At 53.3% G+C, this 15566-nt stretch carries 15 protein-coding genes; 9 read left to right on the forward strand and 6 right to left on the reverse strand.

Going from position 1 to position 15566, the window contains the following annotated elements:
- Positions 1 to 72 precede the first annotated feature (72 nt).
- A complete protein-coding gene (pphA, locus tag QRN24_RS08650; protein WP_050736985.1) occupies positions 73 to 717 on the forward strand; it encodes a protein-serine/threonine phosphatase in 645 nt (214 codons plus the stop codon).
- A 34-nt stretch (positions 718 to 751) separates the two neighbouring features.
- Here pphA and QRN24_RS08655 read toward each other — a convergent pair whose 3' ends face one another.
- The 4 genes from QRN24_RS08655 to yebS all read right to left on the reverse strand — a co-directional run bounded on the left by QRN24_RS08655 (position 752) and on the right by yebS (position 6501).
- Complete coding sequence (locus QRN24_RS08655; RefSeq protein WP_020883412.1) at positions 752 to 991, reverse strand: YebV family protein; 240 nt, start codon at positions 989 to 991, stop codon at positions 752 to 754.
- 105 nt (positions 992 to 1096) lie between these two features.
- Complete coding sequence (rsmF, locus tag QRN24_RS08660) at positions 1097 to 2539, reverse strand: 16S rRNA (cytosine(1407)-C(5))-methyltransferase RsmF (protein WP_032678423.1); 1443 nt, start codon at positions 2537 to 2539, stop codon at positions 1097 to 1099.
- A gap of 76 nt (positions 2540 to 2615) precedes the next feature.
- On the reverse strand, positions 2616 to 5249 hold the full coding sequence (locus tag QRN24_RS08665) for a PqiB family protein (RefSeq protein WP_020883414.1): 2634 nt from the start codon (positions 5247 to 5249) through the stop codon (positions 2616 to 2618).
- Entirely contained in the window at positions 5218 to 6501 is a 1284-nt protein-coding gene (yebS, locus tag QRN24_RS08670; protein WP_020883415.1) for a membrane integrity lipid transport subunit YebS, read from the reverse strand. Before yebS ends, QRN24_RS08665 begins: the two co-directional genes overlap by 32 nt.
- A gap of 132 nt (positions 6502 to 6633) precedes the next feature.
- Between yebS and msrC the strand changes: the two genes are divergently transcribed.
- The 4 genes from msrC (at position 6634) to htpX (ending at position 11057) form a co-directional block, all read left to right on the forward strand.
- Positions 6634 to 7131 carry a free L-methionine (R)-S-oxide reductase MsrC gene (msrC, locus tag QRN24_RS08675; protein WP_014170613.1) on the forward strand — a complete coding sequence of 166 codons (498 nt, stop codon included), beginning with the start codon at positions 6634 to 6636 and terminating at the stop codon, positions 7129 to 7131.
- Between the two features lie 96 nt (positions 7132 to 7227).
- Positions 7228 to 7914, forward strand: coding sequence for an RNA chaperone ProQ (gene proQ, locus QRN24_RS08680; protein WP_014170612.1), 687 nt, complete (start codon positions 7228 to 7230; stop codon positions 7912 to 7914).
- Between the two features lie 19 nt (positions 7915 to 7933).
- Positions 7934 to 9982, forward strand: a complete 2049-nt coding sequence (gene prc, locus QRN24_RS08685; RefSeq protein WP_284942616.1) for a carboxy terminal-processing peptidase — start codon at positions 7934 to 7936, stop codon at positions 9980 to 9982.
- 193 nt (positions 9983 to 10175) lie between these two features.
- Complete coding sequence (gene htpX, locus QRN24_RS08690; RefSeq protein ID WP_014170610.1) at positions 10176 to 11057, forward strand: protease HtpX; 882 nt, start codon at positions 10176 to 10178, stop codon at positions 11055 to 11057.
- Between the two features lie 48 nt (positions 11058 to 11105).
- Here htpX and QRN24_RS08695 read toward each other — a convergent pair whose 3' ends face one another.
- Positions 11106 to 12479 carry an MFS transporter gene (locus tag QRN24_RS08695; RefSeq protein ID WP_063858486.1) on the reverse strand — a complete coding sequence of 458 codons (1374 nt, stop codon included), beginning with the start codon at positions 12477 to 12479 and terminating at the stop codon, positions 11106 to 11108.
- A gap of 178 nt (positions 12480 to 12657) precedes the next feature.
- Between QRN24_RS08695 and kdgR the strand changes: the two genes are divergently transcribed.
- Positions 12658 to 13449, forward strand: a complete 792-nt coding sequence (gene kdgR, locus QRN24_RS08700) for a DNA-binding transcriptional regulator KdgR (RefSeq protein ID WP_014170608.1) — start codon at positions 12658 to 12660, stop codon at positions 13447 to 13449.
- A gap of 64 nt (positions 13450 to 13513) precedes the next feature.
- Here kdgR and QRN24_RS08705 read toward each other — a convergent pair whose 3' ends face one another.
- The gene (locus tag QRN24_RS08705; RefSeq protein WP_020883418.1) at positions 13514 to 13753 is read right to left on the reverse strand and encodes a YobH family protein; all 240 of its coding nucleotides are present in this window, start codon (positions 13751 to 13753) and stop codon (positions 13514 to 13516) included.
- A 159-nt stretch (positions 13754 to 13912) separates the two neighbouring features.
- Between QRN24_RS08705 and mgrB the strand changes: the two genes are divergently transcribed.
- From mgrB to QRN24_RS08720, 3 genes are all read left to right on the forward strand, one after another.
- Positions 13913 to 14056, forward strand: coding sequence for a PhoP/PhoQ regulatory lipoprotein MgrB (gene mgrB / locus QRN24_RS08710; protein WP_014170606.1), 144 nt, complete (start codon positions 13913 to 13915; stop codon positions 14054 to 14056).
- Positions 14057 to 14130: 74 nt separating this feature from the next.
- Positions 14131 to 14421: a YebO family protein gene (locus QRN24_RS08715; protein ID WP_049023015.1), complete on the forward strand. Its 291-nt coding sequence runs from the start codon at positions 14131 to 14133 to the stop codon at positions 14419 to 14421.
- 23 nt (positions 14422 to 14444) lie between these two features.
- The gene (locus tag QRN24_RS08720; protein ID WP_284942617.1) at positions 14445 to 15434 is read left to right on the forward strand and encodes an MBL fold metallo-hydrolase; all 990 of its coding nucleotides are present in this window, start codon (positions 14445 to 14447) and stop codon (positions 15432 to 15434) included.
- Positions 15435 to 15566: the final 132 nt, after the last annotated feature.

Genomic DNA, 15566 nt, shown 5'->3' on the forward strand with positions numbered 1-15566 from the left:
CGTTTGGCTTTGTGAATGCTGCGCGTGTCAGCTGCAATTTCTGCTGCGTCTATACTTAAGCAAGGAGGTTTTATGTATCAGCGAATCGATGGTGGGAAGTGGCGGCACGTCTGGGTTGTCAGCGACATACATGGTTGTTATCAATGGCTCATGGATGAACTGAAACGCCGGCATTTTAATCCTTATGAGGATTTGCTTATTTCCGTAGGGGATGTAATTGACCGTGGCCCTGACAGTATTAAATGTTTACAGCTCATGAATGAAAAATGGTTTCGTGCAGTACGGGGCAACCATGAACAAATGGCTATCGACAGCCTTGATAATAATGATTTCGCACTCTGGACAATGAATGGCGGAATTTGGTTTACCCGCCTTGAGCACACACAGCAGCAGCAGGCGCTGACGTTACTTAATGCGTGTCGGGAACTGCCGCACATTATCGAGATAACCTGTGCAAACGGTGTGAATGTGATTGCTCACGCTGACTATCCCGCTGCGGAATACCGCTGGCAAAAACCCGTAAGCGCCCGGCACGTACTATGGGATCGCGACCGGTTGATGGGGTTTATGGTCGGGAAAGGGCAGGGGATCGGCGGTGCGGACCATTTCTGGTTCGGACATACGCCACTTGACCGGCGGTATGATTTTAATAACCTGCACTACATTGATACGGGCGCCGTTTTCGATGGTTACTTTACGCTGGCGCAGCTTCAGTAATAAATAACCCGCCTTCGGGCGGGTTCTCTTTAGGTCAGGCAAGACGCATGACCCAGGCATCGGATTGACTATCGTAATGCTCACGGTAAAGAACTGAGTGTTCGCCATCAAGTATTGCCGGTACGCTGGTATCGGCATCCCAGGCATCCAGTTGCATGCACAAATCCGGGTCGGATTTGCAGGGAATACTTAACGTTCGTTCGCCCTGTGCTTCGCCGCGCAATTCTGCGTCGTCGATTTCGAAAGCGCCAATACGCACGCTGGTTTTCGTCATATTGCTCTCCGGGTGTGTTATCAAAATCTGGTATGACCAGTATGGGCATCCATTTTTGATCGTAGACAAGGAGAGCAAAATCGCCAGTAAAAAAATGCGCTTTTTTCAGCCGGTGCGATCGTTACCGGTAAACAATCGCCCATCACGAACCAGCTCTCGCGGATAGCTGTTTTTCAGTCGCGAACCCACCTTTTTCGCCAGCCCTAACGGATAACCCTGATAGGTCACCACCACTTCATCATGCGATGGCGTGTTGTCCGGATATACATCACGGCCCCGGTACCACTCTTCGGCTTCCTGGTGCGTCAGGGCGAACGTATTCTCGCTGCCGGCGAGGGCGATAACAGCCTCATGCTGCCAGCGATAGCCTTTATTGTGCACTTCCGCCAGGCGGAGCCCGATGCGGGAAAAACGTACCTTGCCGATAAGCGGCTCAATATTTGCCGGGAAAAGCCAAATCTCTTTATCGCGAATCCAAAGATGGCATGTGTCATCCCAGGCCAGCCCGACCTTAGCGGCGGCGGTAGTGACTTGCTCCGCCTCACGCCTTTTCATGGGGGCGAAGGGGAAATTGCCGACCTTAAACGTCGGGGCTGGCAGTGGCTCAACCGTCTGCGTTTTACGCAACCGTGCGACAAAAAAACCTTCGCAGTCATAAATCTGGGGGAAAACGTGCAGAAATCCTTCAGGCGTGACGGCTTCATTGGCTGAAGCGAACAAGCCGTTTAACGGCAGGAACTCGACGGCATCAGGGTATTGCGCCTTGAGCCACAGACAGACGTCCTCGTTCTCGTCACGGTTTAAGGTGCAGGTCGAATAAACCAATGTGCCACCGGGACGCAGGGCATGGAAGGCGCTGACGATCAGTTCGCGCTGGGTGGCGGCAATCTCAAGGTTACTCTCCACAGACCAGTTTTTTAACGCATCAGGATCTTTACGCACCACCCCTTCGCCGGAGCAGGGCGCGTCCAGCAGGATGGCATCAAACGCTTCTGGCAGGGCTGCGCCAAATACGCGGCCATCGAAGTGCGTCAGGGCAACGTTATGGATCCCGCAGCGGCTGATGTTAGCGTGCAGAACTTTAACGCGACTGGCTGAAAACTCGTTGGCGAGAATGGCCCCGCGATTCCCCATCCTGGCGGCAATCTGCGTGGTTTTGGAGCCCGGCGCGGCAGCGACATCCATGACGCGTTCTGGCGCATTATCATCCGCAAACAGGGCGGCAACCGGCAGCATCGAGCTGGCTTCCTGGATATAAAACAGACCACTCAGATGTTCTGCGGTACTGCCCAATGGCAACGACGCTTCGTCATCCCGTTCAATCCAAAAACCCTCTGCACACCACGGTACTGGCGTCAGTTGCCAGTTATACGGCGAGACCAGCGTCAGAAAATCGGCGACGCTTATTTTCAGCGTGTTGACACGGATACTCCGGCGCAACGGCCGCTGACAGGCGGCGATAAAATCGTCTAACGAGAGGTGAGAAGGAAGCGCCTCGCGCATCTGCGCCAGGAATTGTTCAGGAAGAAATACGGAGTTTTGAGCCACGTGCACACCACAGGGAAAAGTTCAGGGGCGCAGTGTAACATAAAGGCTCCGGTGCGTTGACACCGGAGCCCTGAGATTAACGCGGCAGGGCAGTGCCCCATTCACGCCACTCTTTCGGCTCGCTTTCGAGCAGCAGGAAGTGTTTGCCCGGTTGCGCTTTCGGCGCCAGCGGCGTCCCCGGTGGTGTAGCGAAAGCAATACCGCCACGAATGAACTGGTTGAAGGTGCCGGTTTTAACCACCCCGCCCGTCAGACCGAAGTCCAGTGAATAGCCGGAGGCCAGCCAGAACACCGAGTTATTACGCACAAGGTGCTGGTAACGATCGCTGATGCGTAATGCCACCATCACGCGGTCAGAGAGCGTACCGAGCGTCAGGCCCGTCACTGTGCCCACCTCAATCCCGCGGAACAGCACCGGTGTGCCGATGTTCAGCGAGCCTGCTTCCGGCACTTCCACCACAATGCTCAGGCCATCCAGATAGCGAGAGTCAGTGATCGTGGCTTCCTGCAGTTCAAAGTCACGGCGAGCATTCCCTTTACCGGGTTCGACGTTGATATAAGGCTGCAGGATGGTGTCGAGGTGCTCAACGCCAGCGGCCGAAATCTGTGGCGTCACCACCGAGAAGCGGGAGCCTGAGCGGGCGAAGGTTTGAACATATTCCGGGTAGAGCACGGCGGTGGCCTGCACCTCGTTACGCGCGGTGATAAGCGTCAGCTTCTGGATCTGCCCGATATCAATACCCAGATAACGGATAGGCATCCCTTCCGCCAGCTTCCCTGCATCAAAAGCATGCAGGGTAATCTGTCCGCCAACGGCACGGGCAGCGGTTTCAGACGGGAAGAGAATACGCTTATCGCCTTTACGCAGGTTTGCACCCGCACCGCTGAGGTTATCGAAGCTGATCGCTCCGCGCAGCGCACGTGAAAGCGGGGAGGCCTGCACGGTCAGCCCGTTACCGTTAAGCTGCACTTTCGCACCACCTTCGGCCCAGAACACGCTATTCGGGGTCAGCAACTTGCGATACTCCGGTTTGATATGCAGTTCGATATCAAACGCGTCCGCATGAGGGCGTACGGCAATCACTTCCCCGACCTCAAACTTACGGTACAGCACGACGGAGCCAGCCTGGACATCAGGAAGCGTCTCGGCGCTTAGCGTCAGTGTCGTGGTTGGGAGATCGCTCATGCTGTTTTCAATCGCTTTGTCCAGGTTGGCATACAGCGGATAACTGTCGCGCACCGGGCCTTTATTGCCCGGTAAAATGCGGATCCCGCCGTTAACCCATTCGCTGGCGCTGGCACCGAGGAACTCAACGCCGTCGAGGCCAACCTTCACGTCGACGCGGCTGTTCACCACAAATTTACTGTCGCCATGGACAAGGTCGCTGTATTGCGGATCGATAGCCACCGAGAAGCTCACGCCGTTTTCAGAGAGCGTACGCTCCAGCACCTGGCCCACCTGGACGCCATGCAGAATCAGAGGCTGGCCGGCTTCGATACCGTAACTTTCAGGCGCGGTCAGTTTCACCGTTACGACGCCCGGTTTTTGCAGCAGCGCTTTATCTGCTGGCGCAACAACGAAACTGTTGCTGGGTTGACCTTCACCGGGGATCAGTTCAAACGTATTGCCGGTCAGAAGATTGCTCAGGCTGGTATCGTTCAGAGACAGTTTTGGGCTGCGCATCTCGATACGCGTTTTTTCACGCAGGAGATCAACCACGCTCGGGTCGACGGTCATCTCACCGGTCACGGAACCGCCTGGATTGAGCGTCATTTTGGTGAGCTGCCCAACCTGCAATCCCTGATACATAAGCGGTGTAGAACCCGCTTTCAGCCCTTTAGCATCGGGCAGGGCGAGTTTGACGATCACGCCGCGCTGGCTGTGCGCCAGGTCAGCATACAATCCGAAGGTGTCATCTGCCGTGGCCGGGCTGGAGTTTTCCGGAGAGTCGAAGGCAACGGCACCGTTGACCAGTGCGGCCAGGCTCTCGAGCTTCACTTTGGCACCGCTCAGGCTGAGATCGGCATCCACGCCGGAGACGTTCCAGAAACGGCTGCCTTTTTTCACCAGGTTAGTGAAGCGGCGATCGATTAACACATCAATCGTCACGCCCTGTTTATTCGGGTTGATGGCGTAATCATAAACGCGACCTACCGGAATTTTACGGTAATAAACCAGTGAGCCACTGTTGAGGGAACCCAAATCCGGTGCCTGCAGATGGATCATCAGATCGCCGTTATTCAGTCGGTATTTGGGTTGGGTATCCAGCGCAACAAAGTGATCCTGCGGTTCACCTTTACCCGGCATCATGCCGATGTAGTTACCGCCAACCAGTGCATCCAGCCCTGAAACACCCGCCAGAGAGGCCTTAGGCGTTACCAGCCAGAACTGCGTTTCGCTGCGCAGCGCATCCTGCATATCGGACTTAATGCTGGCGCGGACCTGAATTTTATTCAGCCCTTTTCCAAGGCTGATGTCCTGAACGGTACCCACCTCAACCCCCTGGAAGCGGACAGGGGTTCGCCCGGCCACAATGCCGTCGGCAGACTGGAAGTCAATGGTGATGGTGCTTCCGCGATCTTCATAGCTCGTCCAGATAAGCCAGCCTGCAATCATCAGGGCGATGACAGGCAGCAACCAGAATGGAGAAATGCGGCGTTTTGTTTTAATTCTCGCTTCAGTCGGCGAAGCGGGCGTTTCCTGACTCATGTGCATCCCAAAGTAAGCGGCTATCCAGCCATTCCACAGCAAGAATAGTCAATATCACCGCGGAGCCGAAATAAAAAGCTGCGGGTCCCATTGTAAAAGCCAATAACTGGTCGCGATTGATCAGCGACATCATCAACGAAATCACGAACAGATCCAACATCGACCAGCGGCCAATCCAGGTGACGAATCGCAAAAGCAGAATTCGGGTACGTAAACCTTGCTCACATTTGAAGTGAATACTCAGGAGCAGGGTAAACATCACCACCACTTTGGTAAACGGCACCAGAATACTGGCGATAAACACAATTGCCGCCACCCCCACGTTGCTGTGGGCGAGGGAGATGATCCCGGAGAGGATGGTATCCTCCTGGCGTCCACCATTCACGTAAATGATGGAAATCGGCAGCATATTGGCCGGGATCAAAAAGACCAGCGAGGCAATCAGCGCGGCCCAGCATTTTTGCAGACTGTTGTTGCGCCGCAGTCTCAGGGGAATATGACACCGCGGGCAACGGCCACGTGGGTCGGGCAAGCCAGTATAGTGACACCCCAGACAGACCCGGAGACTTTCATCCGGTCGCGTGGCCGGGCGCTGAGGGTAAAAGCGCTCCCAGAGCTGTTCGACGTTCAGATGAATGAGTGTGAGGATGCTGAGCAAGACCAGGCAAATAAATGCAAAGAGTCCGACCCCGGGCTGCAAGAACGCATAGTCCTGCACTTTTATGGACGCCACGCCGACGCCCACCAGGTAGATATCCAGCATGACCCACTCTTTCAGTTTGTCCAGCATCAGCAACACGGGGCGGAGATTCATCCCCAGAATGTTACCAAACCAAAGATAGGCAATGGCGGCGACCAGCACCAGCGGCGCGCCGACCGTACAGAAAAGCACCATGGCGGCGGTGAGCGGGTCACCCTGGCGCGTCATCTGCCAGATCCCCTGCAGTACGTTGGCATCAATACGCACACCAAGCAGGTACAGCTTCAGCAGCGGTTCGCCCCAGGCAAACGGCATAAGAAGCAGCATGGTGATGGCCATCGCGGCGAGACGGGTCAGCGACCAGTCGCGGCCGTCGCGAATTTTAGCGTCGCAGCGGGGGCAAAAAGCACTTTCATGCGATTTCATCTTCGGCAACATAAAAAGCGTATCGCACTGCGGGCAACGCTGATAATGTGCACGAGGCAAAGCTTCGCTTACCGTATGGACAGTTATCTTTTTTGTCGGCGTAATTTTGGTTGTTTTTAAGGCCATCAGCTGCGCACAAATAAGTATTGTTGAACGTTATATTAACTCATGAACGGATTCATCTTGAGCATGAGCGCATTTAATGCTTATTTTAATAGGCTATGCGGTAATTTTGTAAGACAACTAAGTGATTGAATAATGAACAAAACAGAATTCTACGCGGATCTTAACCGCGATTTTAAGGCATTGATGGCGGGTGAGACCAGCTTCTTAGCCACTCTGGCAAATACTAGCGCATTGCTGTTTGAACGGCTATCAGACGTTAACTGGGCCGGTTTTTACCTTCTGGAAGGTGAAACGCTGGTGCTTGGCCCGTTCCAGGGGAAAATTGCCTGCGTGCGTATTCCCGTAGGACGCGGCGTTTGTGGTACAGCGGTCGCGACTAATCAGGTACAGCGCGTCGAAGACGTCCATGCGTTTGACGGACACATTGCCTGTGACGCAGCCAGTAATTCTGAAATCGTTCTGCCTCTGGTGGTAAAAAATCAGATTATTGGCGTTCTGGATATCGACAGCACGGTCTTCAGTCGCTTCACAACCGAGGACGAACAAGGGCTGCGCGAGCTGGTGGCGAACCTCGAAAACGTTCTCGCCGCAACCGATTATCAAAAATTCTTTGCGAGCGTAGCAGGATAATCAACGGATAACGTAGCATTTACTGATAGCGTCATTATAATGACGCCTGTTCATGCCTGCGCTTGTTGGCAACGTCCGTTGTAATCAGGAAATTTCATGGAAAATCAACCTAAGTTGAATAGCAGTAAAGAAGTTATCGCATTTCTGGCCGAGCGTTTCCCACAGTGCTTCAGTGCTGAAGGTGAAGCTCGTCCCCTGAAAGTCGGTATTTTTCAGGATCTGGTGGCACGCGTTGAGGGGGAAATGAACCTCAGCAAAACTCAGCTTCGTTCCGCCTTACGTCTTTATACTTCGAGCTGGCGTTACCTGTACGGTATCAAAGCGGGCGCGACGCGTGTTGATCTTGACGGCAACCCTTGTGGTGAGCTGGACGAGCAGCACGTTGAGCACGCACGTAAACAGCTGGAAGAAGCCAAAGCACGCGTTCAGGCACAACGTGCAGAACAGCAAGCGAAAAAACGCGAAGCCGCAGCGGCAAACGGCCAGGAAGAAGCGCCTCGTCGTGAGCGTAAACCACGCCCAGCGCCGCGTCGTAACGATAATAACGATCGCAAACCGCGTGCTGACAAACCAGCAGCTAAAGCCCCGCGCGCCCCTCGTGAAGAGCCGCGCCATACGCCGGTTTCTGACATTAACGCCCTGAGCGTGGGTCAGGCACTGAAGGTGAAAGCGGGTAACAACGCAATGGACGCCACCGTACTGGAAATCACCAAAGATGGCGTTCGTGTACAGCTGACTTCTGGTATGTCAATGATTGTACGCGCAGAACACTTGTTGTTCTGAAACGGAGGCCAAGCCTGGCATGAACACTTTTTTTAAGCTCACCGCGTTGGCGGGCCTGTTTGCTATAACAGGCCATGCTTTCGCAGTGGACGATATCACGCGTGTTGATCAAATTCCGGTCCTCAAGGAAGAGACGCAGCACGCGACGGTGAGCGAGCGTGTGACCTCACGCTTCACCCGTTCGCACTATCGTCAGTTCGATCTCGATCAGGCCTTTTCGGCCAAAATCTTTGACCGCTATCTGAACTTGCTGGATTACAGCCATAACGTATTGCTCGCCAGCGATGTCGAGCAGTTCGCTAAGCGTAAATCCGGGGTGGGTGACGAGTTGCGTTCAGGCAAGCTGGATCTGTTCTACGATCTCTATAACCTGTCGCAAAAGCGCCGCTTTGAACGCTATCAGTATGCGCTGAAAGTGCTGGAACGTCCGATGGACTTCACCGGCAACGACACCTTTAATCTGGACCGCAGCAAAGCGCCCTGGCCGAAAGACGAAGCCGAGCTGAATGCGCTGTGGGATGGAAAAGTAAAATACGACGAGCTGAGCCTTAAGCTGACCGGCAAAGATGAAAAAGAGATCCGTGACACGCTGACGCGTCGTTACAAATTCGCTATTCGTCGTCTGGCTCAGACCAATAGTGAAGATGTTTTCTCACTGGCGATGACCGCTTTCGCTCACGAAATCGATCCGCATACCAATTATCTCTCGCCTCGCAATACCGAACAGTTTAATACCGAAATGAGCCTGTCTCTGGAAGGTATCGGTGCGGTGCTGCAGATGGACGATGATTACACCGTGATCAACTCAATGGTCGCCGGTGGCCCGGCGTCGAAAAGCAAAGCGATAAGCGTAGGCGATCGCATTGTTGGTGTGGGTCAAACCGGACAGAACATGGTCGATGTGATCGGCTGGCGTCTGGATGATGTGGTTGCGCTGATCAAAGGCCCGAAAGGCAGCAAAGTTCGCCTTGAAATTCTGCCAGCCGGTAAAGGCACCAAAACCCGTATCGTTACCCTGACGCGTGAGCGTATCCGCCTGGAAGACCGCGCGGTGAAAATGTCGGTGAAGACCGTGGGTAAAGAGAAGGTGGGTGTTCTGGATATCCCGGGCTTCTACGTCGGGCTGACTGATGATGTAAAAGTCCAGCTGCAGAAGCTTGAAAAGCAGAACGTGAGCAGCGTCATTATCGACCTGCGCAGCAACGGTGGTGGGGCGCTGACCGAAGCGGTTTCACTGTCTGGGCTGTTTATCCCGTCTGGTCCGGTGGTTCAGGTGCGCGATAACAACGGTAAAGTACGTGAAGATGCCGACAACGATGGTGTGGTCTATTACAAAGGCCCGCTGGTGGTCTTAGTCGATCGCTTCAGTGCTTCCGCGTCTGAAATCTTTGCCGCCGCTATGCAGGACTATGGCCGTGCGCTGATTGTCGGTGAGCCGACATTTGGTAAAGGTACCGTACAGCAGTATCGTTCTCTGAATCGTATCTACGATCAGATGCTGCGTCCGGAATGGCCTGCACTGGGTTCGGTTCAGTACACCATTCAGAAATTCTATCGTGTGAACGGTGGCAGTACGCAGCGTAAAGGCGTGACGCCGGATATCATGATGCCGACAGGCACGGAAGAGACTGAAACCGGCGAGAAGTTTGAAGATAACGCATTGCCGTGGGATAGCATTAACGCCGCGACTTACGTGAAAGCGGGTGATATGACGCAGTTTGGTCCTGAACTGCTGAAAGCGCACAACGATCGCATCGCCAAAGATCCGGAATTCCAGTACATCATGAAGGACATTGCTCGTTTCAATGCCCTGAAAGATAAGCGGAATATTGTTTCTCTCAACTACGCTCAGCGTGAGAAAGAGAACAACGAAGATGATGCAACGCGTCTGGCGCGTATCAACGATCGCTTCAAGCGTGAAGGTAAGCCTCTGCTTAAGAAACTGGACGATCTGTCAAAAGATTACCAGGAGCCGGATCCTTACCTCGACGAGACGGTGCATATCGCTCTTGACCTGGCGAATCAGGAAAAGGCGAAACCCGCCGTGCAACCCGCACCGGCAAAATAATCCCCCAACAGGCACAAGAAATTGTGCCTGTTTCTTTTTGTTCCGCATTCTCCCGTCAGGCAAATTTCCAATTGTGTAAAGTTGTGTCTTTCTGGTGACTTACGCCCGATGGATGCTTGAAAATAGCCGTAATACCCATACGATGTGGGTAATCGCATAGTGCGCTTTGTTAAACTGAGGTTAAAAGAAAATTATGATGCGAATCGCGCTCTTCCTGCTCACCAACCTTGCGGTGATGGTGGTTTTCGGGCTCGTGCTAAGCCTGACAGGAATTCAGTCGAGCAGCGTTCAGGGTCTGTTGATTATGGCGCTGCTGTTTGGTTTTGGTGGCTCATTCGTTTCACTTCTGATGTCGAAATGGATGGCACTGAAATCGGTAGGTGGTGAAGTCATTGAGCAACCGCGTAACGATATGGAACAGTGGCTGATGAATACTGTGGCTCAGCAATCGCAGCAGGCGGGTATCGCCATGCCGCAGGTGGCCATTTACCACGCGCCAGATATTAACGCCTTTGCCACAGGTGCCCGCCGTGATGCGTCTCTGGTTGCCGTCAGCACCGGGTTGTTGCAGAACATGAGCCGTGACGAAGCCGAAGCGGTTATCGCTCACGAAATCAGCCATATCGCGAACGGCGACATGGTCACCATGACCCTGATCCAGGGCGTAGTGAACACCTTTGTTATCTTCATCTCCCGTATTCTGGCGCAGATCGCGGCAGGCTTTATGGGCGGGAACCGCGATGAAGGGGAAGAGAGCAACGGCAACCCGCTGATCTACTTCGCGGTTGCGACGGTACTGGAGCTGGTATTCGGTATTCTGGCCAGCATCATCACCATGTGGTTCTCCCGTCACCGTGAGTTCCATGCGGATGCCGGCTCGGCGAAACTGGTTGGCCGTGAGAAGATGATTGCCGCGCTGCAGCGTCTGAAAACCAGCTATGAACCGCAGGAAGCGACCAGCATTATGGCATTCTGCATTAACGGTAAATCAAAATCGCTGAGCGAGCTGTTTATGAGTCACCCGCCGCTGGATAAACGTATTGAAGCGCTGCGCAGTGGTGAATACCTGAAGTAACGCTAAGAAGAGCAATGAGCCGGGCTGGAGATATCCGCCCGGCTTTTTTTATGCCTGTACTCTGGGCTGGGTAATGCGCAGCCCGCTGATGATGGCGGCGAGGGTGGCAAGGGCGCCTGCGGTGAAAAGTGCAACGTGGTTGCCATTTTGCCCGGCAAGATTAAACATCAGCGCGACCAGGGCCGCGCCGGTGCTTTGTCCCAGCAGACGTGCGGTGCCCAACATACCGCTGGCACCACCGCTGCGATGGCGCGGCGCTGAGGTGATGATGGTGTGGTTGTTAGGCGACTGGAACAGACCGAACCCTGCACCGCACAGGATCATGCGCCAGATGATATCCAGATCGGTGGGTGATGAGGGGAGTAGTGCGAGTGCGAACAGCCCCGTGGCCATGACGGCAAGCCCCAGCGCGCCAAGCAATCCGGCGTGGACGCGCTCAATCAAATACCCTGCCAGCGGCGCCATTACCATCGTCGCCAGTGGCCACGGCGTTAACAGCAGTCCGGTCTCGACTTCAGTACGTCCCACCACACTTTGCAGGAAGAAGGGCAGAGAGACCAGGGCCAGCATCTGAGCGCAGAATGAGCAAACAGAAGTACAAATCGAGAGAGAAAAAAGAGGAATACGCAGCAGATCGACAGGCAATAAAGGGACAGGGAGCGCGAGCTGGCGGCGTACAAAGAAGAAGCCAATCACCAGCAGCGCAATGAGCTCCGCGGCGGTAAGTATAAGGGACTGACCTTGTGCAAAGCCGCTCAGGGCAGTAATCAGCAGGCCAAAGGTCAGGGCATTCATCACTGCGCTGATAAGGTCAAAGCGTGGCATCGTGCTTTTGGGACCGTTCGCGGGAAGATAGCGCAGAGCAAAGAAGAGGGCCACAATACCCAGCGGTACGTTAATGGCGAATAACCACTGCCAGGACGCGACAGAGAGTATGGCCGCCGCAAGGGTTGGCCCGGCCGCAGACGAGACGGCGACAATAAACGAGTTTATCCCCATACCGCGTCCCAGATGACGCTGCGGATAGATTAAGCGGATCAACGCCGTGTTGACGCTCATCAGTGCCGCGCCCCCAAAACCCTGTGCTATGCGCGCAAGCGTCAGAGTATGCAGCGAATCAGAAAGGGCACAGAAAAGGGAAGTAAAGGTGAACACCAGCAGGCCGCATTGATACACCCGTCGGTAACCGAACATATCGCCCAGGAAAGAGAACGAGAGCAGTGAAACCACGATCGCTATCTGGTAGGCATTGACTATCCATATAGAACTGGCAGGGGAGGCATGCAGGTCGCTGGCAATGGTTGGCAGGGCAACGTTAGCGATTGCACCGTCAAGGACGGCCATTGAAATACCGATAACAATTGTGGCGATAGCGCCATACCGCTGGGGCAAAGGCAGGCCATCGGACAGGTTTTTTTCCATTAGGGATGAAAAGCTCAGTGTGAAATTATTCTCAGGGTAACTATTTTAGCATCGTTATTTCAGTTTTATGTCGCAGATTTGTAACGAAGTAAACGAGGATCGATTGCAGGTAACATGACGGGAATTTATAATAAAAACCGGTTCTGATTTTTATAAAACACTCTCTATGAGGTGGTAAATGGCAATTGCAGATTTGGATAAACAGCCAGATTCTGTTTCTTCCGTGCTGAAGGTGTTTGGAATCTTACAGGCGCTCGGAGAAGAGCGTGAAATTGGTATTACAGAGTTGTCGCAGCGTGTGATGATGTCGAAAAGCACCGTTTATCGCTTTTTGCAAACCATGAAGTCACTGGGTTACGTCGCACAGGAAGGCGAGTCTGAAAAGTATTCTCTGACGCTGAAACTGTTCGAGCTCGGGGCCCGTGCGCTGCAAAACGTGGATTTGATCCGCAGCGCAGATATCCAGATGCGTGAGATCTCTCGCCTGACCAAAGAGACTATCCACCTGGGGGCACTGGATGAAGACAGCATTGTCTACATCCATAAAATCGACTCCATGTACAACCTGCGCATGTATTCACGTATCGGTCGTCGTAATCCGCTTTACAGTACCGCGATTGGCAAAGTGCTGCTGGCGTGGCGCGATCGCGAAGAAGTGAAGCAGATCCTCGAAGGCGTGGAATATAAGCGCAGTACTGAACGCACCATTACCAGCACTGACGAGTTATTGGCCGTGCTCGACAAAGTACGGGAGCAGGGGTATGGCGAAGATAACGAAGAGCAGGAAGAAGGGCTGCGCTGTATCGGTGTGCCGGTATTTGACCGCTTTGGCGTTGTCATTGCCGGGTTGAGTATCTCTTTCCCGACCCTGCGCTTTTCTGAAGAACGTCTGCATGAGTATGTGGCGATTCTCCATACAGCCGCACGCAAGATTTCTGAACAAATGGGCTATAACGACTACCCGTTCTGATCCTTACGGGCACAAAAAACGCCGCACACAGTGCGGCGTTTTTTATCAGTATCAATCGGAGTGATTAGCCGTTATCAATGACGACGGATGTTTTACGCAGAACCGGACAGTTGGTTAAACCAATGATCCCGCTGTCAGAATGAATATATTGTGCCGTGCTCATGCCCTGCGCGGTCATGTATTTGCATTGAATACCTAATCCAGCGGCGTTTTCGGTGCTTCCCACAAGCACGCCATAGCCGGTTAACAGAAGGCCAACCCATACTACGGCCAGTGCAATAATTGTACGAATGATTAAATGCATCATTGCCTCTTTATCTTTGTTGTCATGCAGTAAGCCTAAACGGTTTACTCTATGAAACAAGTGCATGATTCTGAAAACGACCAGATGGCGGTACAGTTAGTCCTTGTTTAAGATAGCCGTGATAACCTGGTTATATCGGGCCTTTAGACGGAGTGTGGAGTGAAAAAAATACGCTGGGTGATTCTGATTATTGTGCTGGTAGCCTGTGTGGTGTTGTGGACGCAGACTATCAATGTGATGTGCGATCAGGATGTACAGTTTTTTAGCGGCGTTTGCGCAATCAATAAGTTTATTCCGTGGTAACACGCATTTTTTCTCAAGGTGATTTCCTTCCTTCGCACCAGTGGTAAGATAGACGTTTTTATTGAGGTGGTGAAATGGGTGAGTTACTGAATTCAGGGCTGCTAAATATGGCATCCCTGATGATCTCGTTGGTTGTTCTGCTGGTGGGGCTTGTCATTTGGTTTTTCGTAAACCGTGCCAGTTCCCGTACAAACGAGCAGATCGAACTGCTGGAAGCGCTGCTTGACCAACAAAAACGTCAGAATGCGCTGTTACGTCGTCTGTGTGAGGCTAACGAACCAGAAGAGAAAGCGTCGGCGAAAGACGCAGTTGCTGAAGACAACACTGACCAGGATGACTTTATCCGCCTGGTGGCTGAGCGTTAATTTGTCTTATCCGGGAGGTGGCTGTGGTCTGGAAAAATCCCTGGTATGACCCCTCCCTGAAACATCACACGCCGAACGGTTTTCGTAATACTGACCCCGTCGGGCATCAGCCCGGTGACGTTGATCGCTGGCGAAAAGCGCGCAAAGAAGCTGGCTTACCCCGCCCCCCGGCAAACGGATATGAGGACTTTATCCGCCAGTGGTGGCAGCCGGCAATGCTTAAGCAGCCGCAGGAAAATGGGGTATGGTGGCTCGGACACGCAAGCCTGTTGTTGCACATTGATGGCAACACCCTGCTGACCGACCCCGTTTTTTCTCGCCGCGCCTCTCCCTTACCTTTCCTCGGACCACAACGTAAAACGCCTCCCGCTCTGTCTGTCGAACAGCTCCAGCAGCTCGATGCAGTGGTTATTTCCCATAATCATTACGATCATCTGGATGACGCGACCATTCGCCGGATCCTTAAACGCTTCCCCGACGTCACTCTGTTTGTTCCCTTAGGTCTGGCAGACTGGTTTCGCCGCCGGGGGGCAAGACGCATTGTTGAGCTCGACTGGTGGCAGAGTTTCACCTGGCAGGGGATAACGCTGTCCGCCGTACCGGCGCAGCACTGGAGTATGCGCACGCTCTGGAACCGCAATCGCTCCCTGTGGTGTGGCTGGGTGTTTGAAGGGCGGCATTATCGTTTCTGGTTTAGCGGCGACACGGGCTATTCACCTGAACTGCTCCGAATACCGGAAAGGCTGGGTAAAATTGACGCCGCGGCGTTGCCCGTTGGCGCTTATGCACCACGGTGGTTCATGGCCGTACATCATATGGATCCGCAATCTGCCGTTGCGTTGTGGCAACAGTTGGGATGCCCACTGGCGTTTCCCATTCACTGGGGCGTGTTTGAACTGGCTGATGAATCGCTTGATGACCCCGTGCGAGAGTTAACTGCAGTCCTCGATAATTTAGCACCAGTTAATAATTCCTTCAGGATACTGAAAATTGGTGAATATTTATCCTTATAAACGAAGCGCTGGATTGTTGCATATATTCTGTATGTCTAAGGTCTAAAGAATGTTTTATTTTTATCGAAACGTTTTGCTTGCCTTGTTTTGATGCAGAGTCATAAAAATTTCATTATTTTGGTGCATAACATT

This window comes from Enterobacter sp. MEB024, assembly GCF_030209635.1.
In the GTDB taxonomy this organism is placed as follows: Bacteria; Pseudomonadota; Gammaproteobacteria; order Enterobacterales; family Enterobacteriaceae; genus Enterobacter; species Enterobacter ludwigii.